Source organism: Undibacterium sp. TJN19, from assembly GCF_049339485.1.
Lineage (GTDB): Bacteria > Pseudomonadota > Gammaproteobacteria > Burkholderiales > Burkholderiaceae_D > Undibacterium.
In genome coordinates this window covers 265,292-288,839 of sequence record NZ_JBMPPL010000002.1, presented here as the reverse complement: position 1 = coordinate 288,839, position 23,548 = coordinate 265,292, and the positions used below count along the sequence as shown (strand labels likewise).

At 50.7% G+C, this 23,548-nt stretch carries 17 protein-coding genes; 7 read left to right on the top strand and 10 right to left on the bottom strand.

Annotated elements, in window-relative coordinates:
- Positions 1-47: 47 nt before the first annotated feature.
- From ACO0LH_RS09505 to ACO0LH_RS09475, 7 genes are all read right to left on the bottom strand, one after another.
- Positions 48-1,181 carry a DUF1624 domain-containing protein gene (locus tag ACO0LH_RS09505; RefSeq protein WP_422940833.1) on the bottom strand — a complete coding sequence of 378 codons (1,134 nt, stop codon included), beginning with the start codon at positions 1,179-1,181 and terminating at the stop codon, positions 48-50.
- Positions 1,182-1,440: 259 nt separating this feature from the next.
- Positions 1,441-1,614 (bottom strand): hypothetical protein, encoded by a 174-nt coding sequence (locus ACO0LH_RS09500; RefSeq protein WP_422940832.1) that lies wholly within the window; start codon positions 1,612-1,614, stop codon positions 1,441-1,443.
- A 10-nt stretch (positions 1,615-1,624) separates the two neighbouring features.
- Positions 1,625-2,833, bottom strand: coding sequence for an RtcB family protein (locus ACO0LH_RS09495; RefSeq protein ID WP_422940831.1), 1,209 nt, complete (start codon positions 2,831-2,833; stop codon positions 1,625-1,627).
- A gap of 750 nt (positions 2,834-3,583) precedes the next feature.
- Positions 3,584-4,036, bottom strand: a complete 453-nt coding sequence (locus ACO0LH_RS09490) for a DIP1984 family protein (protein ID WP_422940830.1) — start codon at positions 4,034-4,036, stop codon at positions 3,584-3,586.
- A 13-nt stretch (positions 4,037-4,049) separates the two neighbouring features.
- A complete protein-coding gene (rtcA, locus tag ACO0LH_RS09485; RefSeq protein WP_422940829.1) occupies positions 4,050-5,081 on the bottom strand; it encodes an RNA 3'-terminal phosphate cyclase in 1,032 nt (343 codons plus the stop codon).
- Between the two features lie 128 nt (positions 5,082-5,209).
- The gene (locus ACO0LH_RS09480) at positions 5,210-6,445 is read right to left on the bottom strand and encodes an RtcB family protein (protein WP_422940828.1); all 1,236 of its coding nucleotides are present in this window, start codon (positions 6,443-6,445) and stop codon (positions 5,210-5,212) included.
- An 857-nt stretch (positions 6,446-7,302) separates the two neighbouring features.
- Positions 7,303-8,868 (bottom strand): vWA domain-containing protein, encoded by a 1,566-nt coding sequence (locus ACO0LH_RS09475; protein WP_422940827.1) that lies wholly within the window; start codon positions 8,866-8,868, stop codon positions 7,303-7,305.
- 526 nt (positions 8,869-9,394) lie between these two features.
- Here ACO0LH_RS09475 and rtcR point away from each other — a divergent pair.
- Positions 9,395-11,005 (top strand): RNA repair transcriptional activator RtcR, encoded by a 1,611-nt coding sequence (rtcR, locus tag ACO0LH_RS09470; protein WP_422941170.1) that lies wholly within the window; start codon positions 9,395-9,397, stop codon positions 11,003-11,005.
- A 64-nt stretch (positions 11,006-11,069) separates the two neighbouring features.
- On the opposite strand, the gene ACO0LH_RS09465 is transcribed toward rtcR, so the two are convergent.
- Positions 11,070-11,990: a GNAT family N-acetyltransferase gene (locus ACO0LH_RS09465; RefSeq protein ID WP_422940826.1), complete on the bottom strand. Its 921-nt coding sequence runs from the start codon at positions 11,988-11,990 to the stop codon at positions 11,070-11,072.
- Positions 11,991-12,376: 386 nt separating this feature from the next.
- Here ACO0LH_RS09465 and ACO0LH_RS09460 point away from each other — a divergent pair, with 386 nt between their 5' ends.
- Together ACO0LH_RS09460 and ACO0LH_RS09455 are read left to right on the top strand one after the other, a co-directional pair.
- Positions 12,377-13,603 carry a Yip1 family protein gene (locus tag ACO0LH_RS09460; RefSeq protein ID WP_422940825.1) on the top strand — a complete coding sequence of 409 codons (1,227 nt, stop codon included), beginning with the start codon at positions 12,377-12,379 and terminating at the stop codon, positions 13,601-13,603.
- Between the two features lie 356 nt (positions 13,604-13,959).
- Positions 13,960-16,248, top strand: coding sequence for a tetratricopeptide repeat protein (locus ACO0LH_RS09455; RefSeq protein WP_422940824.1), 2,289 nt, complete (start codon positions 13,960-13,962; stop codon positions 16,246-16,248).
- Positions 16,249-16,253: 5 nt separating this feature from the next.
- Here the strand turns inward: ACO0LH_RS09455 and ACO0LH_RS09450 are convergent, their stop codons facing one another.
- Both ACO0LH_RS09450 and ACO0LH_RS09445 read right to left on the bottom strand, forming a co-directional pair.
- Positions 16,254-17,729 (bottom strand): HAMP domain-containing sensor histidine kinase, encoded by a 1,476-nt coding sequence (locus tag ACO0LH_RS09450; RefSeq protein ID WP_422940823.1) that lies wholly within the window; start codon positions 17,727-17,729, stop codon positions 16,254-16,256.
- Entirely contained in the window at positions 17,726-18,442 is a 717-nt protein-coding gene (locus ACO0LH_RS09445; RefSeq protein WP_422941169.1) for a response regulator transcription factor, read from the bottom strand. Before ACO0LH_RS09445 ends, ACO0LH_RS09450 begins: the two co-directional genes overlap by 4 nt.
- Positions 18,443-18,588: 146 nt before the next feature.
- Between ACO0LH_RS09445 and msrB the strand changes: the two genes are divergently transcribed.
- From msrB to ACO0LH_RS09425, 4 genes are all read left to right on the top strand, one after another.
- Positions 18,589-19,077 carry a peptide-methionine (R)-S-oxide reductase MsrB gene (gene msrB / locus ACO0LH_RS09440; protein WP_422940822.1) on the top strand — a complete coding sequence of 163 codons (489 nt, stop codon included), beginning with the start codon at positions 18,589-18,591 and terminating at the stop codon, positions 19,075-19,077.
- Positions 19,078-19,098: 21 nt separating this feature from the next.
- Positions 19,099-20,937, top strand: coding sequence for a cytochrome c biogenesis protein DipZ (locus ACO0LH_RS09435; protein ID WP_422940821.1), 1,839 nt, complete (start codon positions 19,099-19,101; stop codon positions 20,935-20,937).
- 21 nt (positions 20,938-20,958) lie between these two features.
- On the top strand, positions 20,959-21,666 hold the full coding sequence (gene msrA, locus ACO0LH_RS09430; RefSeq protein ID WP_422940820.1) for a peptide-methionine (S)-S-oxide reductase MsrA: 708 nt from the start codon (positions 20,959-20,961) through the stop codon (positions 21,664-21,666).
- 155 nt (positions 21,667-21,821) lie between these two features.
- The gene (locus ACO0LH_RS09425; RefSeq protein WP_422940819.1) at positions 21,822-23,264 is read left to right on the top strand and encodes a coniferyl aldehyde dehydrogenase; all 1,443 of its coding nucleotides are present in this window, start codon (positions 21,822-21,824) and stop codon (positions 23,262-23,264) included.
- The last annotated feature ends 284 nt before the right edge of the window (positions 23,265-23,548 follow it).

Genomic DNA, 23,548 nt, shown 5'->3' with positions numbered 1-23,548 from the left:
GAGGGATAGCGTCGTGCTATCCCCTGACACAAATAATGAGAAAGATTTCAGACTGCCTGGGGCACAGCAGGCAGTTTTTTATTACGCGTCACCCACCATGTTGTCAGCACCCACATAATGCACAAGACCAGCAACCAGGCCAGATAACAGATCAGCAAAGACGGCACATAATCCGGTATCACCACGCCCTGACTGCGGAAATCAAGCTGCTGGCCATAACGCGATTGCATATATATCCAGCCCAGCGCGTGGATCAGAGAGATATGGATGAGGTAAAAAAACATCGGCGAGTTACCAAACAGCATCAACATCGACAACGGTTTTTTCACATAACGGTCAAACACGGCCAAGGTACTTAAGCCTATGCTCAAGGTAATACACAGATACAGCAATGAAGGCGGGTATTTGTGAACCTTGATGAAAGACATCAGGTCATAGAACCAGCCTTTGCCCTGCGCCGACCACGGGTCAGGGTCGCCATAGAAATTCCCGCTGCGCAAAATAACAAACGTCAACAACAGCACCGCCGCTGCAGAAAACAAAAAACGTTGGCGTTTGGCCGCATCCCATAACATCACCGGCCCCAGCGCATAACCGGCGGCCATCAGACCTATCCAGGGCATGAGCGGATAGGCAAAAGCGATGCCCATTTTTCCTGGCAAGGGATAAAAGCCGCCCTGGTGCCAGGCCATGAACAAAATGCCGCTATCTTTACCATGCAGGCTGTCAAGCAGGTTATGCGGCAAGATCAGCACTGCCGCAACCAGAATAATGGCCCAGCGTGGCAGCCAGATCAAGGCACTCAACGCGATCATCGCCATGCCTATGGCCCAGATCACTTGCAGGATAAATACGCTCAGACCAAATTGCCAGCTAAAGCTGACCCAGGTCCATTCCAGCGCCACCAGCAAGGCGCCACGGCTTAACAGATAGCGCGACATTTCTTTCTTGTCTTTATGTTGCGCCCGCAAAAAAGCGGACATGCCTGCCAGCGTGACGAATATCGGTGCGCACAAATGGGTAATCCAACGCGTCCAAAACCAGCCTGGTGAGCCCAGTTCCAGATCCAGGGGATCAAATGCAGTGGGGGAAAAGAAATCGCGGGTATGATCCAGTGCCATTAATACAATCACCAGTCCCCGTAATAAATCAATCGCCTGTAGCCGTCTGGTGTGCGCCATGCTTGTTCTCCTCAATCCGGCAGAATGGAATTTCAAATTTTTATGCTCAGATTCTACCGAGCTAAGCGCGCTGACAGCAAAGGATTTTCATGTGATCTTCGCCTCATTTTTCATTCGTCACCGCATTTGTCGTATTCCATCACACTATTGCATTGAGTGAAATAAAACAGCCTTCCATTCGTGAAAATGGAAGGCTATCAATGTATCAACAACTGCTATAACGAAAGCTACAGCTACAACATGAAAATCAGGCTTGTGCTTATTCAGCATCGCCGTCTTTTAGTTTCCCCTTCAATGCATGTTGCAAGCGTTGCTTCTCTTGTCTGCGTTCAGTACGCTTGGGATTGAGTGCGCCGTGGACACCGGCATTGCGCTGCTTGACCAGCACAGCCAGCGGGTTACGTGGTTTGGGTAATTTGATATTGATCTTCATTCTTTATCCCCTATCCTTTTACACAAACGACCTGGCGCAAGGTATGCACAACTTCAACCAGATCATGCTGATGCGCCATGACGGCATCGATATCCTTATACGCTGCCGGAATTTCATCGACGACTCCCTTGTCCTTGCGACATTCTATACCCTGAGTCTGGGCTGCCAGGTCATCAGCATCAAACGTCTCCCTGGCCTCACCCCGGCTCATCCTGCGCCCTGCTCCATGCGAGCACGAACAGAATGATTCAGGATTCCCCTTACCCCTGACGATATAACTACGCGCCCCCATGCTGCCAGGAATAATTCCCATCTCACCCATGCGGGCAGAAATGGCTCCCTTGCGCGTAATAAACAGATTTTCATTATTATGGGTTTCTTGCGACACATAATTGTGATGGCAATTAATGGCCTCACCATCCAGCTTGAAGCCGGTGACTTCTTTTTCCAGCACAGCCAATGCCCTACGCATCATTTCACTGCGGTTAGCCAATGCATAATCCTGCGCCCACTGCACTGCTTCGATATAGTCATCAAACAATTCCGAGCCTTCAGTGAAATAAGACAAGTCCTTATCTGGCAAGTGTATCTGGTGCCGCCACATTTCTTTTCTTGCGGCCCAGATAAAGTGCTTGCCGATGACACTACCCACGCCGCGCGAGCCGGAATGCAGCATGATCCAGACGCGCTGCTCCTCATCAATACACACTTCAATGAAGTGATTGCCGCCACCCAGGGTGCCCAACTGGCATATCCAGGTCTGGTAAAACTTCGGCAGCATTTTCATGATGCTCTTGTGCTTGGCGACGATCTTGTCCAGCCTGTCATTCAAAGGCTTGCCCACCCTGACCAGGGCAGACCCGCGCATCCGGTTCCAGGCATGCTGGCGAAAACCGACTGGTATCTCGGCTTCCAGGGCGCTGCGCAATTTCGCCAGATTGTCAGGCAACTGGCTGGCAGTCAAAGTCGTGCGCACGGCATTCATGCCGCAACCTATGTCCACCCCAACTGCACCCGGGATGATGGCTGCACGGGTAGGTATCACACTGCCTACCGTAGCACCCACGCCCGCATGCACATCAGGCATGGCGGCCACGTAAGGATGGACGATGTGTAAACTGGCGATATTGAGCAACTGCTGTATGGCAGTGTGATCAACATCATCGGTAAATATATGCACAGGCACTTTGGCCTTGTGCAAACTTTGAGCTATAGGCATACAATTTTCCTTCTTGTGATGCCGGTGTTTTTTCAGCGAGTTGCTCCTGCTGTTGCAGCAAATCGTGCTGCTGGCATGAGACTTATCTGGCTGCTTTTCTTCGTCAATAAGCCTGCGTTTTTTTTTGGCGGACACCGTCCCTGCCTGCAGGGTTCAAGACCATGCAAGGTTCTGGCGTTCCAACAAAAATCAGCGTTTTGAAAAGTAAAAAACCCCGACGAGTTTCCTCACCGGGGTTTTCGAAAAAAACGACCGGCTCGGGTTGGCGATTTGCCTTAACCCCGAGCGTCGTGCACGGGGCTAAATATTGTTCTGATTGTTATTAGCCGTATTCCGTGGCATGGCCGTTCCTTTCTTGAATTGGGTGTTAATGAAAAAATCGGAAAAAATCGAATTGCTGCGGATTTCTAAATTGCTACATATCGAAGAAACTCGATTCTGCATGAGATTAAATTACTGTGTCAACAAAAATTATTTTTATCGACGAAAAATCCACAAAAGTCATTGCGCAAAAAAAAGCGAATGACTGAGTGAATTTTTTAAACGGGTTGGAACATAGTCAGCATGTGGTAGTCAAGTTTGCAGTATGCAATTTCAACAGTGCGATGTGATGGGCTGAGTTGTCATTTGTTGGCGCTGCCCATCGCGCTCCGTGAGCGATCCCAGTATATTTTCCACCCCCTGTCATCGGGCCGGGGTTCCACGCTCGCCCTATGTTCCGAAACTTTACAAGCTGATTTACACGCTTAGTTACAATACCACCTGCCAGTTACTTTCCTGGATTTTCGCATTCAGTTCGCGCAAATTTTTGGCCAGGTCTTCCGACTGCTTCTGCAATTTTTTCACATCGAATACGGACACCCATTTTATTTCACGCGCGCTATAGCGATCTGGTTCTTTATGCGTTGATCCTATGGCTGCTTGCAACAAGGCATGGCGTTGTATCAAGCTATCGCGTTCAGCGATAGCGGCTGTCAGGCTGCGACCATCTGGCAATTTGTTCGTCATGTTCGCCGCATTAATCGCCAGTACCAGTTTTTCCAGTTCCGTGGTCACGGCATAAGCTTCCAGCAATAAGGCCTCTGGATCTTCCTGTGGCGTATTGCCTTCCTGTACCAAGCCATTACGCACTATGCGCTCACGCATGGACGCCAGTTTTTTCTGTAAATCGCCTCGCAATAACAAGGCTTCTGCAAGTTTCATCTTGCGCTCCTTTTTAATTGTGCTTCATCGTGCAGATAAAGCGTTTATCTTGTAATTTAAATTCTGTACTGACAGGCAAGAACCTGGCAATCACATCAGCATTGGTTTTGGCATGTTGCGATACAACACTGCAAGTAAAGCTGCCACCACCCGCCAGTGCAAATGGCAACATGACTTGGTCAGCCAGATGCTCGCCCAAGGCGGCACCAGATGCGACATACTCACGCAACTCCTGCACTGTGCGCTTGGCGACATTTTCTGCCTTCACGGCTTTTTCACCAAAACCACAAAACACTTCGGTGACTTGTTCATGTTCGAGCGTAATCAGCAATACGTTGCCCGGCCCCTGGTCATTGCTTAATCCGCGCACCAGCAATTGATCCGCAGTCCAGCCCATGCCAACGCCTATGCATTCAAGCTCACGTTTGGCGACATCGACAGGTACACCGGCGACAAAGCTTTCTGCATAGCCTTTGCGTCTTTCACCACGTTCCAGCAAATCGATTTTCTTCAACTGCTTGCATGGCTGTACCTGGGCGACGATTTCACCACCACCGGCAGGTACGAAGCCGTAACGGTTCAATTCAAAACTGACATCTGCCCCCATCTGTTGCAATATCCGCCCATAAGCCTTTTGCAAAAACTGTGCAGGCGGTGCCATGTCATTGTGGGTGCCGCCAGTGATCTTGATAGTGGATGGCTTATCTGCATACAGCAAAGCTGGTATCAGTGTTTGCAACACCAGGGTACAACTGCCGGCGCTGCCGATGGCGAACTGGTAAGTACCGCCATAGATACCCGATGGAATAAATTCCAGCGTGGTCGAACCCAGTTCTGCGCCAGTCACCTGCGCACCGCTGACAGCCGCAGCAGACTGCACTGCCACCAGATGCTGGCGCAACAAACCCGGCTTGGCACGGCCAGCACGAATATTGACGATGCGAAAGGGCTGACCGGTAATCATGGAAAGGCTCAAAGACGTACGCAATATCTGCCCACCACCCTCACCCAAAGAGCCATCCAGCTCTATCATTTTCTTATTCATTATTTTTATTTTCAATTCAAATCAAGTTCAAGACCATTAACCACAGAGGCACAGAGGAAAGAAAGACTGCTTGCAAGCAGTCTTTCTTTCCTCTGTGCCTCTGTGTTGAGAGGTCTTGAGTTTAAAAATCAACCCTTAACGCACACTACCTGCTTCAATACGTGTACCACATCCACCAGGGCAGATTGAGCCAGCATGACGGCGTCGATGTCTTTATACGCCATTGGAATTTCATCAATCACATTGGCATCTTTACGGCATTCCACACCTTCGGTTGCAGCGATCTGATCGGCAATGGTGTACAACTTCTTGGCTGCGGTACGGCTCATGGTACGGCCTGCGCCGTGACTGCAGCTATGGAAACTTTCTTCATTTCCTTTACCACGCACGATGAAACTTTTCGCTCCCATGGAACCAGGGATAATCCCCAATTCACCGGCACGCGCAGATACTGCACCTTTACGGGTTACCAATACGTCTTTACCGAAGTGATGCTCTTTCTGTACATAGTTATGGTGGCAGTTCACCGCTTCCACATGCGTCTCAAACGGTTTGCTGATTACGGTACGCACAACAGCAATCAAATTCTGCATCATCACTTCACGGTTCATACGTGCAAATTTCTGCGCCCAACCTACTGCCTCAATGTAATCATTGTAATGCTCGGTACCTTCTGGCAAATATGCCAGATCCTGATCAGGCAAGTTAATGAAATGGGTACGCATATCTTCTTTGGCCAGTTCAATGAAATGGCTGCCGATTGCATTACCTACGCCACGTGAACCGGAATGCAACATGAACCATACGGCATTGGCTTCATCCAGGCACACTTCAACGAAATGGTTACCGCTACCCAAAGTTCCCAAATGACGGTAGTTATTGGTATTTTTCAAACGCGGCGTCTTCAAGCAGATTTCATCGAAACCATCTTTCAATTGTGCCCAGGCGTTATCCACAGCGCTTGGTGGCGATTCCCATGAACCCTTATCACGGCCTTTGAAGCTACGGGTCTTAGGTGACATACCATGCGGTATGGCTTTTTCTATCGCGGTACGCAAAGGGCCCAGGTTATCTGGCAAATCATGGGCGAACAGGGTAGTCTTGGCAGCCATCATCCCGCAACCAATATCCACACCAACCGCCGCCGGGATCACCGCACCCAGGGTAGGTATCACGCTACCGATGGTAGAACCCTTACCCAAATGCACGTCAGGCATCACGGCAATATGTTTGTAGATGAAAGGCATACGCGCGGTATTGACCAATTGTTTTTTTGCCTCATCTTCAACGGGGACGCCTTTGGTCCACATTTTGATAGGGCGACCACCTTCGTGTTGTACTACATCATAATCTTCGTGTTTCATATTTTCTCTTTTTTCTTCTTCAAATTAGGGTGGCGACAAGGGTAAGTAAAACATCGTGGTTGCCCACTCGGTGCTCTACCAACTGAGCTACACGCTACCTGAATACCGTGACGGGGATCGAACCCGCGACTTCCGCATTGGAGATGTAGTTTCACCAGCATTCGCCTAAACTTTATTTCATTATCAAATTCATTAAAACAAACCCCGACAAGTGTTACCAGGACCTTCTGACCCATCCTTTCGGTGTGGCCCAGATTGGAGTCGAACCAATTTAACCTATGTAATCCTGATGGCATTCGGGTAAAACAAAATTGAACAGCAACAAGACAAAAATTTAATGTGACATCTCATTTTCGTAGAATGTAGTCACGTCAGCATTCTTGTACTGCTCAAAACCTATACGCATTGCATCTCTTTGAACGGCTATACGACAAGGGTTTATGTGAACATATCTTATGTAGTCACAGAAGCATTCACATAGCATTTAAAAAATTGCAACAACCGATATTTATTGAATATGACATGACAAGATTAAAAACGTGATAGTCATCCCATATGTAATTACGCCTGCATTCATACCATATTCAAAACCTGTACTGCGACATCTGATTACGGTATCGAGAAATACTGTACGACAAGGAAGGCTTGCGATTTTTTTGGATGTAATCGCCTGCGCATTCGTACTGCATTTCAAACTGAAGACCACAATCACATGGTCTTTGAAGCACAGCATGACAAGATTTAAAAGTGATTTTACAGTTTTCAGATGTAATCACATTGACATTCATGCTGCGTTCAAAAACTTTTACTACCTGAACTGGCGAAGCAGTTACTACATATGCCCCGCCAGCGGTTCTCTAAATATCAATTGCCTTTACTTCACCTACCCAATGCTCTGCACTCAGCTGACCAGCAGCAAAGGCAGCAATGATCTTGAATACAGCATCAGAAAACCCACCTACATTCAAAATATCATCTCTTTCTGCTGCCTGTGTCGTGCCATAAGGTGCAATATCTATACACACCAGTCTGGCTTGTGGATTGCGTTGTTTAAACACATTCCACTCCACCATGGTGGCAGTAGTACGACTACGACTTGCATCCATCCATGATTCATTGTCAGAAACAAAGATCACCAGGTCAGCATGCGCTTTCTGTTTATTCAACTGCACCAGTGGCGCGCTGCAATCGGTTCCACCACCACCTATCGCTGCTAGCTTTTGTGCATTGGTCATCACGCTGTCACGTGGGTTCAAATCGCATTTCACGACCTGGTTTTCAAACGGCAAAACCAGGGTCGATGGATTCTTGCGCAACATGGCAGCAGCAACCAGAGCAGCGATGTCTATGCAACGTACTGCTGTCGTTGCAGAGCCACGGTAACCTGTGACCGCAGACGACATGGAACCTGACACGTCAGCACACACCACGACCTTGCCAGCTATCTCCGGTACATTGCTCAAGGCAATTTCCATCGCATCCTGCAAGGCATTCTTGATGGGCAACGGCACTTCTTCATTCGCTGCCTTGTATGCCGCCATCAATTGGTAAGGAAATACTTTTGCTTTGGCAATTGCCTCTGCATTACTCAATTTGGCAGCAATCAAGTCCACCATGCCTGGCAAGTCATACACGCCGTGACGGCCGAAGGTGTTCAAGTTCATACGCAACATCTGCCAGCCAGCCTGACGGGCAATTTGTGCCCAGTCTTCTGTCGTCAAATCCATCGCTGTCAACATTTGAAAAGGCACATCCGGCAAAGCCAGACTGCGGTCTTTCTTGAAAGCTTCAAACGCTGCTACGACTGGTGGCAACGCTTCTGCCTTGTATGGCTTGTCTATCAACCAGGCGAAGAAAGCTTCACGCCATGCTTCGGCAGGTTTTGGATGCACCATTTTCACCACGTCGGCCAGTGATGGTGTCGTACCCACCGCTGCTGACAGTAATTCTTTTTCGCTGACAGTATTCAACCATGCCTGTACCAGTTTTTTAGGACGGCTACCCATAGACTTACGACCTATCGCACCTGAACGCAGAATCTGCACAAAGTTACGCAGCATCTTGCCGTTATTCATCGCGCGCTTGAAGGTACGCGGTAACTCGACCGCATTACGCATGGTCAGTGCTGCTACCAGCAAGGCTGGCATGTCTTTCATATAGCCACGCTCACGGCAGTAGATCGCTGTTTGCGCAACGAACAGAGGAGACACCTCTTTGGTCAAATCCAGCACTGTTGCGAGTTGTGCTTCTGCACTGGCGTAGTAAGTCGCGTTCAGGCAACCAGTGGCTGCATATTGCGCCAGCTTGTGTTCGGCGGTGAACTTGTAGGCGGCTACGCCAGAAAAATTTGTTGCATCCGTTACCGGCAAAAATTTGTTTGTCAGTGAGTTTTTTAAACTTTGGAACAAGTGTGTATTAACCATTTCATTTCCTTTTTTTTTGGACTTGCACAAAACCGCCCCAGTTGCGTTGCAGCTCCTAGCCGTACTAGTCGTACTGTCGTCGTCGCTGACGCCTTGCCGGGACAATTTCGTCCAAACCCCGTTTTTTCATTGGTGGACACGACGGGATTCGAACCCGCACAATGCAACAACCAGAGCATTACTTCTGGCCACTGCCATGATTGGAAACGCGCGCCAGTTGACACCCTTACGAGGAGCGGCAACCTGCATCTGCAACCTTGCTCATGACAGTACTTAGACTGCATCTGGTTTTATCCAGCCCACCCGGGACATAATCGTTTTCGGTGGTGGCACTCCCTTCATGCCTGCATGCCCTACGCGTCATCTATTGCAATGGGCGTGCCAGGTCTGCGCCATCACGTCACACCCAACCCTAAGCTATTGATTTAAATAGAAAAAACTGATAAATAAACGAAATTCGCAAGATCTACCTGGAAAATACATTTCCTATATAATTATCTTATTAGATAAATATTTATCCAAAATGATCAAGAAGAAAAAAGTCGTCATCGGTTTTATAGGCACACAACTCGATAGTGGCCGTGGCAGTGGCCGCTGGGAAAAATGGCGGCCCACCGTAGCCCTGACCCAGCATGAAGACATCTTCATTGACCGTATTGATTTGCTGCATAGCGGCCAGCATGCGCCCTTGCTCGCGCAACTGGAAAAGGACATCGCTGATACTTCGCCAGAGACCAAGCTACGTTCACATCAGCTGGATATACAAGACCCCTGGGATTTTGAAGATGTGTATGGTTGCCTGTTTGACTTTGCCAGGTCTTATCCCTTCGATACCGACAAAGAAGAATACTGGGTGCATATCACCACAGGCACCCACGTGGCGCAGATTTGCCTGTTCCTGATGACAGAAGCCAATTACCTGCCCGGCAAGCTCTTGCAGACTGCGCCGCCACGGCGCCAGACCAAGGCCAATTTTGGTGAGATGACCATCATTGATCTGGACTTGTCACGCTATGACCAGATTGCCCAGCGCTTTAGCCGTGAGCAGGAAGAAGGTGTGGCCTTCCTGAAGTCGGGCATCGCCACCCGCAATGCACGCTTTAATACCATGATTGATGAGATAGAGCGTGTCGCCATCAAATCCAAGGCTGCCATCCTGCTGATGGGGCCGACTGGTGCGGGCAAGTCTTTCCTGGCGCGGCGTATCTTTGAATTGAAAAAAGCCAGGCACAGGCTGGAAGGCAGGTTTGTCGAAGTCAACTGCGCTACCCTGCGTGGTGATGGCGCGGGTTCCACCCTGTTTGGCCATATCAAGGGTTCGTTCACCGGTGCCATGTCTGACCGCCCCGGCTTGCTGAGGACAGCACACAAGGGCTTGCTGTTTCTTGATGAAATTGGTGAACTGGGCCTGGATGAACAAGCCATGCTGCTCAAAGCAGTGGAAGAAAAGCGGTTTTTCCCGGTTGGTGGTGACCATGAAGTGCAAAGCGATTTCCAGCTCGTTGCTGGCACCAACCGTGATCTGAGTAGGGAAGTGGCAGCAGGCCGCTTTCGTGAAGACTTGTTTGCCCGCATCAATTTATGGACATATGAATTACCCGGGCTGGCTGAACGCACAGAAGACATCGCTCCAAACACGGATTATCTGCTGACACAATTTAGCGCCGAACATGGTCAGATGGTACGCTTCAACAAAGAAGCCAAAGCGCATTTTTTGGATTTTGCAACTTCTGCGGAAGCCATCTGGTCAGGTAATTTCCGCGATTTGTCAGCGTCAGTGACGCGCATGGCCACACTGGCAGATGCGGGACGCATTAACGATGATATAGTCAATGGCGAACTCAAACGATTGCAAAAACTGTGGTCGCATGGTCAAACCTCGGACATCAGACATGACGACATAGATCTGATTGACTATCTGGCGACAGAACAAATCACGCAACTCGATTTATTTGATGCCATGCAACTCAAATCCGTGCTCGGCATTTGTAAAAATGCCCGTTCATTGTCAGATGCAGGAAGAAAATTATTTGCAGCATCGCGCAGTGGAAAAGCGAATCCGAATGATGCTGACAGGCTGAAAAAATACCTGCATAAATTTGGCCTGAACTGGGACGTATTGAACAGGTCAGTCTGAGATGCCGGCAAAGCAGCCGGCTTTTGCGCATTCCACTTCAGCCTACGGGGTAGCATGGCTTTACTCAGTTATGACGCTCAATGATGACGTAGTCATTATCTGTTTCTGAGAAAAAAGAAAACCCCCGGTGTTTGAGCATTTTAATCATTTTGGAACCTGGCTTGCAGGCAGCAAACAAGCGGCGATTTTTAAAATGCATGCAAAAGAAATCCGTCATCGCTGTACCAACCCCCAGCCCCAGATACTGGTCAGCCACGACCATGGCATGCAGCTCCCTTTCGGAGCCATGCTGGTCATCGACACCATACAGCATGAAAAAACCGGCCATGCGGCCATTAATGATGGACACCCAGAACTCAACTGGCACCTTCTGTTTGCCACCGGTCCACACGTCACGCATGGTATTACCGTCAATAATGCCCTGCTTGAATGCGATGGTCAGTGTTTTTTGCATGACGGCATTGAGGATGTCTTCTGATAAACCACCACTTTTTGCACCACATACTGCGATACCCACGATGTCATCAGCATCTTCTGGCAGCGCGCGGCGGATGCTGGCTTTCAGCCGCCTTTGCTGACGCATTTGCCGTAGATGGTTTTCCAGGTAATAGGTATATTTGAACAGACGCTGCACGATTTTTTTGGTCGCGATGACCAGTATTGCGCTGCCTGCGTACAGTATAAAACTTTGAAAAATATCGAAGGCAATCAGCAGCAGACTACCGGCCGGAAAGAGTTGGCTGAAGACCTGCACCCTGGCCAGACTGGACAATATAACAAACACCAGCACCCAGCGACGCGACAGCAGGATGGCGCTGATGACGACGGGAAAGATGTAAAACGGTGCAAAAGAAATCAATGGACCCGTATATTCATCCAACCCGTAGATCGCCACTTCAAGCAACAACAGCCAAAGCAATGCCCAGCGCCGGTCAAGTTTGGCGATTTTGCTTTTAGCCAGCGAGGCGAATAAGGAGGGCGACATGACAAGGATAAATCAGAGTTTCAGATTGCAGCAAGTGCACGCAGTGTGCCATGTTTTACAAGCTGAATACGTTTCAATTTGTTACCAAGTCAGCAACTTGTAAGCAAGCTTGTGGCAAGCCTTTGAATACACGTGCAGTTATCAATTTATATTCCCAAATAATCAAGCATGCGTTAGGGCAATTTATGACATTTGTCATTCACAGTGTCGACATAAGCGGCGCTAAAAGCCAACTATCTGCCAGACTGAAACAAAATCATCGCTATCTTGCAAAAAACTGTAATAGAATTTGCCAGTTATTGAAAAGCTAAGTAGCATGATTTTGGTTTTTGTCATAGCCGTAACAGGTAGTCGCGTATCCCGCCCCTCAACTGAAGGAAAAACTCATGAACCTTATACAACGTGCGAAAAATATTACGCTAGACCCCAAGGCTGAATGGCCTGTGATCGCTGAAGAAACGACCAATACTGCGGATCTGTTCAAGAACTATGTCGCTCCACTGTCTGCCATCCCCGCGATTGCCAGCTTTTTGGGCATGACACTGATCGGTATCAGCATTCCTTTTCTGGGAACCATACGCACGCCCATCATGTCGGGGATCACCACTTTAATCCTGACCTTTGTGATGGGCTTGGTCGGTATTTATCTGATCTCACTCATTGTTGATGCGCTGGCACCCAGTTTTGGCGGTGAAAAGAATCCCATGCAGGCACTTAAGGTCACTGCCTATGCATTTACGCCGGCATGGCTGGCTGGTATTTTGCATATTATTCCGTCATTGGGCATTCTCGGCGCATTGGCAGGTTTGTATAGTATCTACGTGCTTTACCTTGGTCTGCCCGTGCTGATGAAGGCACCGCAGGAAAAAGCTGCTGGTTACACAGCTGTATCGGTCGTTTGTTCCATCGTCATGATGATCGCGTTTACCTATGTGATCGGTATGGTAGGCGGTGCCTCCATGATTGGTGCAGGCCGGATACCGACTTCAGCAAAAACTGAAGAAGTAGGTGGTGCCCTCGGTGAACTGGCAAAAATGGGCCAGCAAATGGAAGATGCCAACAAAAAAATGGAAGCCGCAAAAAAATCTGGTGACCCTCAGGCAGAAATGAAGGCTGCGACCGATGCACTGGGCACGGTCATGGGTGCGGGTGGCCAGGCAGAAGTGGTTGACAAGGATAAACTCAAAGCCCTGTTCCCGGAAGCACTGGGCAACTTGAAACGCAATAGTATCGAAGGCGAGAAGACGGCCATGGGTGAATTTAAAATCTCCAAGGCAGAAGCGAAATATAGTGGCGACAACAACCAGCAAATCAGCCTCACGGTCACCGATACCGGTGGCAGTAAAATGTTTGGTGCCATGTTTGCCTGGGGAATAATGGAACAAGACAAGGAAACCGATACCGGCTACGAAAAAATGGGCAAGGTAAACGGTCGTCCTACTTTTGAAAAATTTCAAAAAGATGGCCCATCCGGTGAATATAGTCTGCTGGTAGCCGGTCGTTTCATTATCGAAACCAGAGGTCAGAATATTGACATGGCAGCTATCAAAGCAGCCTCTGCGGCACTGGGTTACGACAAACTGGAAGCCATGAAAAACGAAGGCGTCAAATAACAGAGATGGGTCATGATGAGCTTAGTACCGTCTGGCCATCTCATCATGACTATTCTGCATTGATCACGCCCTGCCTTATACCTCTACCTTAATTATCAAACAAAGGTACGAACTTTTCTGCGTGTCTTTGTTTGCATATCACTGATGGTGTTTCGAAGTCTGTTCCCTCCCAGTCTCGCAGATTAAAAAAATGGCGATGACGCAGGTTATACTAGCGCCTGATGACCTGACCCCATTTCATTCCCTGCTTGTCGACATTATGCTGAGTGAAGCTGAGTGAGCCTTAGCGAGGCATACTGACGCATAAACAGTGATGAGAACATGACTGCGATTTTTGACTATCCAGAAAAACAAAGATGCTGAATAAACTCAAAAAATTTTTCACAGGCACAACGCCAGAGCAAAAAGCCGGGGCAATAACGCCTGTGACTAACATCTTGCCGCCTGAAAGTACCAACCTGGCCGGCGGTCACAAAAAACAAGGCGATCAATATCTGGGTGAAGGCAATCTTTCAGCAGCAGAACAATGTTATCGCCAGGCCATCGCTATCGACAACACGCTGGTCAAGGCGTATGGCAACCTGGGTTTTGTACTCAAGGAGCAAGGTCGCAATGACGAAGCTGAAGCGTTACTCAGACAGGCAATCGCCTTGGACCCCGACATTGCGGACGCCCATTATTTTCTGGGCGGCATTTATCAAGCACAGGGAAAGCCAGACCTGGCACAGGCCTCCTTTCAAAAAGCAGTGACGCTGACACCGGATTTTGAAGTTGCCTACCGCGACTGGTTTTTCCTGCTGCTGCAAAATGGCCAGCGCGAAGCGGCCAGGCAAGTGCTGATTGGTGGTATTGCTTCCAACCCGGGTTCTCTTGATTTGCACTATTTTCTGGGAAACCTGTACTACGAAGAAAATCAATTTGCCCTGGCGGCAAAAAACTTCCAGCAAGCCAGTGCCATTCAACCTGAAAATGCTGAATTATTGACCCATCTTGGCAATGCCTTTCATAAGCAGGGAAAATTTTCAGACGCCATTGCCAGCTTCAATCAGGCAGTTGCAATTAATCCGCAAAACATCGAAGCCTATGACAATCTGGCCAATAGCCATCTCGCCAAAAACCAGCTCAATGGTGCCATTGTCAATTGGCGGAAAATGCTGGAAATCGACCCTGGATTAGCGCACATACACAATAATCTGGGCGTTGCATTGTTTGAAAAAAACCTGTTTGACGATGCCGCGGCAAATTGTCGTGCCGCGCTGAAAATCAAACCTGATTTTGCAGAAGCCCATTTCAATCTCGGCAATGCGCTGCATAAATCAGGGCAGCTAGCCTTATCCATCGAAAGCTATCGTAATTCGTTAAGATACCATCCGCATTTTGCCGATGCGCTCAATAACCTGGCCATCGTCTTGAAAGACAATGGCAAGCTTGAAGAAGCAGTTAACAGCTGTCGCCAGGCACTGGCAATCAACCCGAAGCTGGCAAGTGCCCACAATACGCTAGGCAGCGCATTGCACGCCCTTGGCAAACTGACAGAAGCGGTAGCCAGTTGCAGGCGCGCTTTGGAATTGATGCCAGACATGGCTGAGGCACATAACAATCTGGGAATGATACTAAGCGACTGCGGTGAATTCGATGAGGCCGAAACCAGCCATAAACAGGCCTTGAAACTGGCTCCCGAAATGACAAGTGCATCTTTCAATTTTGGTCTGCTGTTGCTCACGCAGGGGCGCTATGCCGAAGCCTGGCCTTATCATGAATACCGGCATGACCCGCGCACCTTGCAAAGCAACACTAAAATCCCAAAACTGCCGTTCCCGCAATGGCAGGGAGAATCACTGGCAGGCAAATCGCTGGTCATCTGGCCAGAACAGGGTTTTGGTGATTACATACAATTCATCCGCTATGCCGCGTTGTTAAAAGAACGTGGTCTTACCCGCTTTACCGTATTTTGTGCTCCAGCCTTAAAAGCACTGCTGGCAACCGCGAAAGGTGTTGATGCCGTCATCACTGACCTGGCCTCTTTGCCCGCACATGACTATTGGTGCCTTGCTTTAAGCCTGCCACTACATTTTAATACGACAGTCGCCACTATTCCGGTCAGCATCCCTTACCTGCATGCCTTAAGCGAAAGAGTGGCACAGTGGCAAATACGCATGCCAGCGAATCGCCTGAAAATAGGCCTGGTCTGGAAAGGCAGCGAAGGGCATGCCAATGACAGGAACCGCTCGCTGCCTGGTCTGACATCACTCGCAGCGCTTTGGCAAGCCGCGGATGCAGGCTTCATCAGTTTGCAAAAAGGGCAAGGAGAAACAGAAGCCCTGAATGCGCCTGCCAATCAGCCCATCACGCCGCTGGGAGCAGACATCAGGGATTTCGCCGATACCGCAGCCATCGTTGCTCAACTGGATCTGGTGATTTGCGTCGACACCGCCATCGCCCACATAGCCGGTGCGCTGGGCAAACCGTGCTGGGTTTTACTACCAAAAATCAATAGTGACTGGCGCTGGATGCGCGAGCGTGATGATACGCCGTGGTACCCGCAAACCACGCGCCTGTTCCGCCAGAAAGAGCATGGTGACTGGAACAAGCTCGTTGCAGAAGTCGCTGCTGAATTGAAAGTCTGGACAGCTAAGGTCGGTTAGACCGATCACACCGCAGTTGCTGCCAAAGGTAATTCAAAGCAAAAACAGGCCCCCGGATTAACTGATCCGGCTTCGCTGCGCAATTCTATGCTGCGATGGTGCAATTGCAGGATGCGGTGAACAATCAGCAAACCAAGACCGCCACCATGCCCTTCACCACTGAGTGCAAACGGTCGTTTGAATAGCTTGTCTAGCAATTCGGCAGGTATGCCTGGGCCTGTATCGCGAATGCAGATTTCAACTGTCTGCAAGCGTTTTTCCACCGCCACGGTCACCGTCCCGCCAACCGGCGTGTGACGGATCGCATTGTCGATCAGGTTGGTCAGCACGCGCTCTATCATGCCCAGGTCAGCCTCCACCATGGCATTTCCTTGCAATTGCGCGTCAAGCCTGACCTGCCCTGCCTGGGCCTGCAATTCAAACTTCTCAAATACATCCTGTATCAGGTCATTGAGCAGGAATGTTTCGGGCATTGGTTCAACACCGCCATGCTCGAGTCGTGCCAGATCGAAAAGGGCTTGTGCCAGGCGGCCCACCTTGCTGCTCTGCCCCAGTGCAATGGCCAGATAACGCTGGCGTTCAGCGGCATCCAGCGTCGCATCACGCGCGGCCAGGGTTTCCAGATAGCCGTGTATTGACGTCAGTGGCGTGCGCAGGTCATGCGAGATATTGGCGACCACTTCACGTCTGTCATGATCCATCTGTTTCAGGCTCTGCCATTGCTCGCTGATACGCGCTGCCATTTGCCTGAAGCTGGTTTCCAGTACGGCAATTTCGTCGCGCTGGTCTGCCGCGTGTGTCAAGGGCGGCACCACCATTGGCTGCTCAGCCCGGGTATCAAAGCGGCGCATGGTATCAGTCAACCGGTGCAAGGGTCTGGTGATCCAGCGCAGTGCTGCCCATCCTGCCAACAGGGTGAGCAAGGCCACCAACGCCATCGACCACAAGGTCACCCGCAACACTGCATTGATACCAGCGTGCGCAACATAACGGTCATGCTCTTCACCTTGCAGGATGACGTAAATATAATGTGCTGCACGGCCATCGCGGCGCAGGGCTGCCGCGCTGAATACCTTATGCCCCGTCAGACTGCGTGGATCGTCACCAAGTATGGGCAACATGCCGCCATCCAGAAACCTGTGTACCGATACCAGATCAACACGCTGGCGTTTCACGTGGCCCGGCGGTGCTGCATTGCCTATGATGTTGCCAGTCTCATCGAGCAGATAGACTTCCACACTGGGATTGACTGTCATTAACTGGTCAAACAGATGGCGTACAGAATCCGGCCCCATTTCTTCTGTCTCAGTCAATTGTGCATTCAGGGCGATACTGCTGGCCAGACCGCGTGACAAACCTTGTACCACCTCCATTTCGCGCATGTCATTCGCGCGTATCTGCAACCAGGCAGAAACGCCGCAACTGGCCAGCAGCAGCACAGAAAATACCAGCGACAGGCGCCGTGACAGGGTCAGCTTCACATTACCTCTCCTGGCAGCGCGTAGCGGTAGCCTTTACCCCATACCGTCAGTATGCGGCTGGGTTCAGCCGGATTCGCCTCTATCTTGGCGCGCAGACGATTGATATGGGTATTGACGGTATGTTCATAACCTTCATGCTCATAGCCCCAGACTTTGTTGAGCAAATCGAGCCGCGAATACACATTCCCCGGATGCCGGACAAAAAAGTACAGCAAGTCAAATTCACGCGGTGTCAGGTCCAGCAACTTGCCATCGGCAGTGGCGACACGTGTTACTGGCGACAAGGCCACGCCATCTACCTGTACGTCACCGGCTTCAGTACGGCGACTCTTGTCCATTGCATCGGCACGACGCAACATCGCCTTGACGCGGGCGACCAGTTCCAGTACCGAAAATGGCTTGGCCAGATAATCGTCGGCCCCCAGTTCCAGCCCGAGGATGCGGTGCACCTCGCTGGAACGGGCGCTGATGATGATGATCGGCGTATAGGTTTCCATGGCGCGCGCCTGGCGGCAGATTTCCAGCCCGTCCACACCTGGCAGCATGATGTCCAGTATCAATGCATCCCACTTGCCGGTGCGCAATTGTGCCAGCCCTTGCCTGCCATCTGCACAATGGGTGACCTGGTAACCCTCATCCTTCATGTGCAGACGCAACAGGTCGGCGATGGGCATATCATCTTCTACGATCAATATACGTTTTGGCAAATCCACGGTGACCCCAGCTATCTGCTTGAATGTTGTCATTGTGCAGGATTTGCATACAAAAAAGTATCACAAATCGTTTAACTTTACGTGAGGACTTGGACAGCAGTACAGGTGCACAATGGGCACCATAGCGCAACAACCAAGGAGGATATATGCAAACCCGACGTCAATTTTTGCTGGCAGGCAGTCTGCTGGCCATGAGCCGTATGTTGTCAGCCGCACCTGCGGGCAATGCGTCCAGCCCGGCTCTGGAAGTCCAGCACACTGACGCCGAATGGCGTCGCCTGCTGACCGGAATGCAATATGAAGTGTTGCGCCACGGTGCTACCGAGCGCCCGTATAGCAGTCCACTCAACGATGAACATCGCAGTGGTCAGTTCAGTTGCGCCGGCTGCCAGTTGCCCCTGTTTTCATCGAAGACCAAATTCAATAGTGGTACCGGCTGGCCAAGCTTCTATGCCCCGCTGGACCGCGCTGTCAGCAATGTGACCGATAGCACTTTTGGCATGGTACGCACGGAAGTGCTTTGCCGCCGTTGCGGTGGCCATCTTGGTCATGTTTTCGATGATGGCCCGCGTCCCACAGGCTTGCGCTACTGCATGAATGGCGTGGCGATGGCATTTACGCCAGGTAACACCTGAACGACGTACAGAAAGCAAACAATGTTGTTGATACTTATTTCTTATCTTGGCGGTGTACTGACCATACTCAGCCCCTGCATCCTGCCAGTGCTGCCCTTTGTCTTTGCCCGTACCGGCCAGCCCTTCCGCCGTAGTGGCTTGCCGCTGCTGGTTGGCATGGCGCTGACCTTTGCCGCCGTAGCCACACTGGCTGCCGTTGGCGGCAACTGGGTACTGCAAACCAATCTGTATGGTCGCTGGCTGGCGATGGCCTTGCTGGCTTTCTTTGGTTTGACACTTTTGTTTCCGCACTTGTCCGACAAACTGACCAAACCGCTGGTGGCGGCGGGTAACCATCTGTCCAATACTGCACAGGCTGATGGAGGCAGTATAGGTTCGTCCTTATTGCTGGGTGTAGCCACGGGTTTGTTATGGGCACCTTGTGCCGGGCCGGTGCTGGGCCTGCTGCTGACCGGTGCTGCATTGAACGGTGCCAGTGTTGGCACAACATTGTTATTGCTGGCTTATGCTGCTGGTGCCGCGACCTCGCTGGCAGCGGCACTGCTGATAGGCGGCAAGGTGGTCGCGGCAATGAAAAAATCGCTGGGTGCCGGTGAATGGATACGCCGCCTTTTGGGCGCCGCCATGTTAGCTGGTGTCGCCGCTATTGCGCTGGGTCTGGACACTGGTTTGTTGACACGTTTGTCTACTGTCGCCACCTCAGGTCTGGAACAGCAGTTGATAGACCGGGTTGCGCCAAACCTGCCACCTGCTTCACCACAGGCACAAGTCATAGCGCAACAAGGAGCAATGACGGCTTCCAATGCGATGATGGCGTCGAACACCATGGCACCATCGAACGCCATGATGTCTGCGCATGGCGCCACTGCGACAGTTGCGGCCGGTACTTTGGCACAGGAGGGGACTTTGCCCCCGCTGGATGGGGCGACACAATGGCTCAATTCGAAACCACTGACAGCACAAGACCTGAAAGGCAAAGTCGTCCTGATCGACTTCTGGACATACTCTTGCATCAACTGCCTGCGCAGCCTGCCTTATGTGCAGGCCTGGGCAAAAAAATATCATGATCAGGGACTGGTCGTGATCGGTGTACACGCCCCTGAATTCGCCTTTGAGCGCGACACGGCCAATGTCAGCAAGGCGGTGCGTGACCTGGGTATCGGCTATCCGGTTGCTATTGATAACAACTATGCGATCTGGCGTGCTTTTGGCAACCAGTACTGGCCTGCGCATTATTTCATCGATGCAAATGGCCGTATCCGCCACCATCATTTTGGTGAAGGCGAATACATACAATCTGAGCAGGTGATACAGCAATTGCTGGAAGAAGCCGGTCACAAGGATGTGGCGAATGATGTGGTCATGGATACAGGTGCCGCTGGTGCGCAAATGGCCGCTGATGACAGCCAGGTGAAGTCGTCAGAGACTTATTTAGGGTATAGCCGCGCGCAAAACTTCGTATCAGCCAGTGGCGTACAACAAAACCGCAGTGCTGATTACAAAGCACCAGCCCAGCTCACGCTGAATCAATGGGGTCTGGCTGGCAACTGGAAGGTGCAGCAAGAATACGCTGCCCTGGAACAGGGAACAGGCCGCATCACTTACCGCTTCCACGCCCGTGACCTGCACCTGGTGCTGGGGCCTGGCAAAGACGGCAAGCCGGTACGCTTTCGCGTCATGATCGACGGTGCAGAACCAGGTGCAGCACATGGCAGCGACATCGCCGCAGACGGCAGTGGTACAGTGACTTTACAGCGGCTGTATCAGCTGGTAAGACAATCCGGCGCTGTCAGCGACCACACTTTCAGTATCGAGTTTTTGAATTCAGGCGTACAGGCTTATGCCTTTACTTTCGGTTGAATCACCTAAGAGGAGTAAAACATGAAAATAGCAAATCGACTGACAGCGCTGGCGGTTGCCATTGGCGGCATCGTCGCGGCAGTAACATGGAATGGCCAGGTGCAGGCAGGGGAAGCTGCCGTTGTCATCGCAGCACCAGCGGTGGATGTGCCGGCAGGCAGCGCAAAAACTGAGACAGCAGTTTTTGCCGGTGGTTGCTTCTGGGGCATACAAGGTGTTTTCCAGCATGTACGTGGTGTCAGCAATGCGGTCTCTGGCTATGCAGGTGGCAAGGCAGCAACTGCACATTATGAATTGGTCGGTTCTGGTGCTACCGGCCACGCAGAAGCGGTGCAAGTGACATTTGACCCCACCCAGGTCAGCTACGGCAAGCTGCTACAGATATTTTTCTCAGTGGCGCATGACCCTACCCAACTGAACCGTCAGGGGCCAGATACAGGAACCCAGTATCGTTCTGCTGTTTTCCCGGCCACCCCCATGCAGCGCAACGTCGCAGAAAAGTATATCGCCCAGTTGAATGCATCGCATGTGTTTCACGCAGCGATGGCGACTACCGTAGAAGCAGATACAGGCTTCTACCCTGCCGAAAGCTATCACCAGAATTACCTGACGCTGCACCCGAACGAGCCCTATATTGCCTTTAACGATCTTCCCAAGGTCGAGAATCTGAAACGTGTCATACCGGCACTATACCGGGCTGATCCGGTTCTGGTACGCAAGGGTATTTAAGCAGATTTAATCGCACTGCCGGCCTGCTGTTCTGGCCGGCGTCCCATTCTCTTTTTTTATATGAAAAGTCCGTAAGCATTTAACCAGGGTCGTGAGAAATATGGCGCATAATAGCAAAATTACATTTATGTTCCTTTTATGCTCAGGAGACCGGTATGGAAATGAATCTGGCACCCGAAGTTATCGCTCAAACTGTAGAGGTAACGCTAAAGCGTTTACATACTGCCTGCCGCGCCCAGCCTCACCCTGATTTGCAACAGCGGCTTGACTGGCTCAATCGTCTGGAAAAATTGACGGTGCAGCATGGCACCGAAATCAATCAGGCGATCAGCATGGATTTTGGACACCGTTCGCAACATGAAACCGAACTGGCAGATTTGTCGCTCATCGTTGCTTCGATCAAACATACGAAACGTCATCTTGCCGGGTGGATGAAACCCCGGCGCGTAGCGACCGCCTTGCAATATCTGCCGGCCAAAAACCGCTTGCTGAGTCAGCCCCTGGGTGTGGTTGGCATTATTTCACCGTGGAATTATCCGCACCAACTGGCATTGGGGCCGGCAATTGCCGCCTTTGCGGCAGGCAACCGCGTGATGCTGAAGCCTTCTGAATTAACGCCGCATTACTCCGCTTTGCTGGCAAAGCTGGTGGCAGATTATTTCTCTGAAGACGAGATGGTTGTCATGACAGGCGGGGCAGATGTGGCGAAGGCATTTTCTGAACTGCGTTTCGATCATCTGGTATTCACCGGTTCGACCGCAATCGGCAGACACGTAGCGATTGCAGCAGCAAAGAACTTGACGCCCGTCACGCTGGAACTTGGTGGAAAATCACCGGCAATCGTCGATGCCAGCGCCGATATCAGGAAAGCGGCGGCAAGTCTGGCATTTGGCAAATTACTCAATGCCGGCCAGACCTGTGTGGCACCAGATTATCTGCTGGTACCAGCAGGCAGACGTGATGAGCTGGTGGCGGCCCTGGTCGCCGCAACTGGCAAGATGTATCCTTCGCTGGAAGGCAATCCTGATTACACGGCCATCATCAACGACCATCATTATCAGCGCTTGCAAGGTCTGCTGACGGACGCCGTTGAACAAGGCGCGCAACTGATCCCGCTGACAAACACGGCCCAGTCGGAAAGCATGACAGCAGAGCGGAAGCTGGCACCGGTACTGGTACTGAATACCACGCCAGATATGCGCATCATGCAGGAAGAAATTTTTGGTCCCTTGTTGCCCATTGTCACTTATCAGGATGACGTGAAAGAAGCGATAGCATTCATTAATCACAGAGAACGTCCGCTTGCCCTGTACTGGTACGGCACAGATAATGACAACCGCGACCTGGTGCTCGAACAAACCGTGTCTGGTGGTGTAACAGTCAACGATTGCCTGTGGCACCTGAGCCAGGAATCACAACCCTTCGGTGGCGTCGGGGCCAGCGGCATGGGTGCCTATCACGGAATATGGGGTTTCCGCGCGCTGAGCAAGGAAAAGCCGGTCTTTTACCAGAGCAGGATGAACGGCATTGCCTTGCTGTACCCACCTTACGGTAAAACTTTTACGCGCATGCTGAAACTGCTGAAAGCAATTGCCTGACAAGTACGTTTTCGCATTGCTCGTTGCCTAAATTGCAAAAATAATTTTATATTGCCATGTGGAAATAATAGGAGTACTGTTATTTCCTGAGCCTCTCACCAAATAAAAACTGTTGGATGCCTGACTCGCATTGTGTTCTATACAGTGAACATACTGTTTATATGAAATACAGATTAGCAATATTTTCATAACAATAATATTGCCATTTCAAAAGCTTTCTGCCGTTAATTGCCAGAAACTAAATTTGTGCATTTGCACATTTGCATTACAATGATAGCAAGTCT

Bases quoted from the DNA above. Each gene is read 5' to 3' on its own strand.
- ACO0LH_RS09460 (WP_422940825.1), top strand. From the start codon at position 12,377: ATGAACCTTATACAACGTGCGAAAAATATTACGCTAGACCCCAAGGCT.
- ACO0LH_RS09455 (WP_422940824.1), top strand. From the start codon at position 13,960: ATGCTGAATAAACTCAAAAAATTTTTCACAGGCACAACGCCAGAGCAA.
- ACO0LH_RS09480 (WP_422940828.1), bottom strand. From the start codon at position 6,445: ATGAAACACGAAGATTATGATGTAGTACAACACGAAGGTGGTCGCCCT.
- ACO0LH_RS09425 (WP_422940819.1), top strand. From the start codon at position 21,822: ATGGAAATGAATCTGGCACCCGAAGTTATCGCTCAAACTGTAGAGGTA.
- ACO0LH_RS09435 (WP_422940821.1), top strand. From the start codon at position 19,099: ATGTTGTTGATACTTATTTCTTATCTTGGCGGTGTACTGACCATACTC.
- ACO0LH_RS09495 (WP_422940831.1), bottom strand. From the start codon at position 2,833: ATGCCTATAGCTCAAAGTTTGCACAAGGCCAAAGTGCCTGTGCATATA.
- ACO0LH_RS09505 (WP_422940833.1), bottom strand. From the start codon at position 1,181: ATGGCGCACACCAGACGGCTACAGGCGATTGATTTATTACGGGGACTG.
- rtcA (WP_422940829.1), bottom strand. From the start codon at position 5,081: ATGAATAAGAAAATGATAGAGCTGGATGGCTCTTTGGGTGAGGGTGGT.
- ACO0LH_RS09500 (WP_422940832.1), bottom strand. From the start codon at position 1,614: ATGAAGATCAATATCAAATTACCCAAACCACGTAACCCGCTGGCTGTG.
- msrA (WP_422940820.1), top strand. From the start codon at position 20,959: ATGAAAATAGCAAATCGACTGACAGCGCTGGCGGTTGCCATTGGCGGC.
- ACO0LH_RS09490 (WP_422940830.1), bottom strand. From the start codon at position 4,036: ATGAAACTTGCAGAAGCCTTGTTATTGCGAGGCGATTTACAGAAAAAA.
- ACO0LH_RS09465 (WP_422940826.1), bottom strand. From the start codon at position 11,990: ATGTCGCCCTCCTTATTCGCCTCGCTGGCTAAAAGCAAAATCGCCAAA.
- msrB (WP_422940822.1), top strand. From the start codon at position 18,589: ATGCAAACCCGACGTCAATTTTTGCTGGCAGGCAGTCTGCTGGCCATG.
- ACO0LH_RS09475 (WP_422940827.1), bottom strand. From the start codon at position 8,868: ATGGTTAATACACACTTGTTCCAAAGTTTAAAAAACTCACTGACAAAC.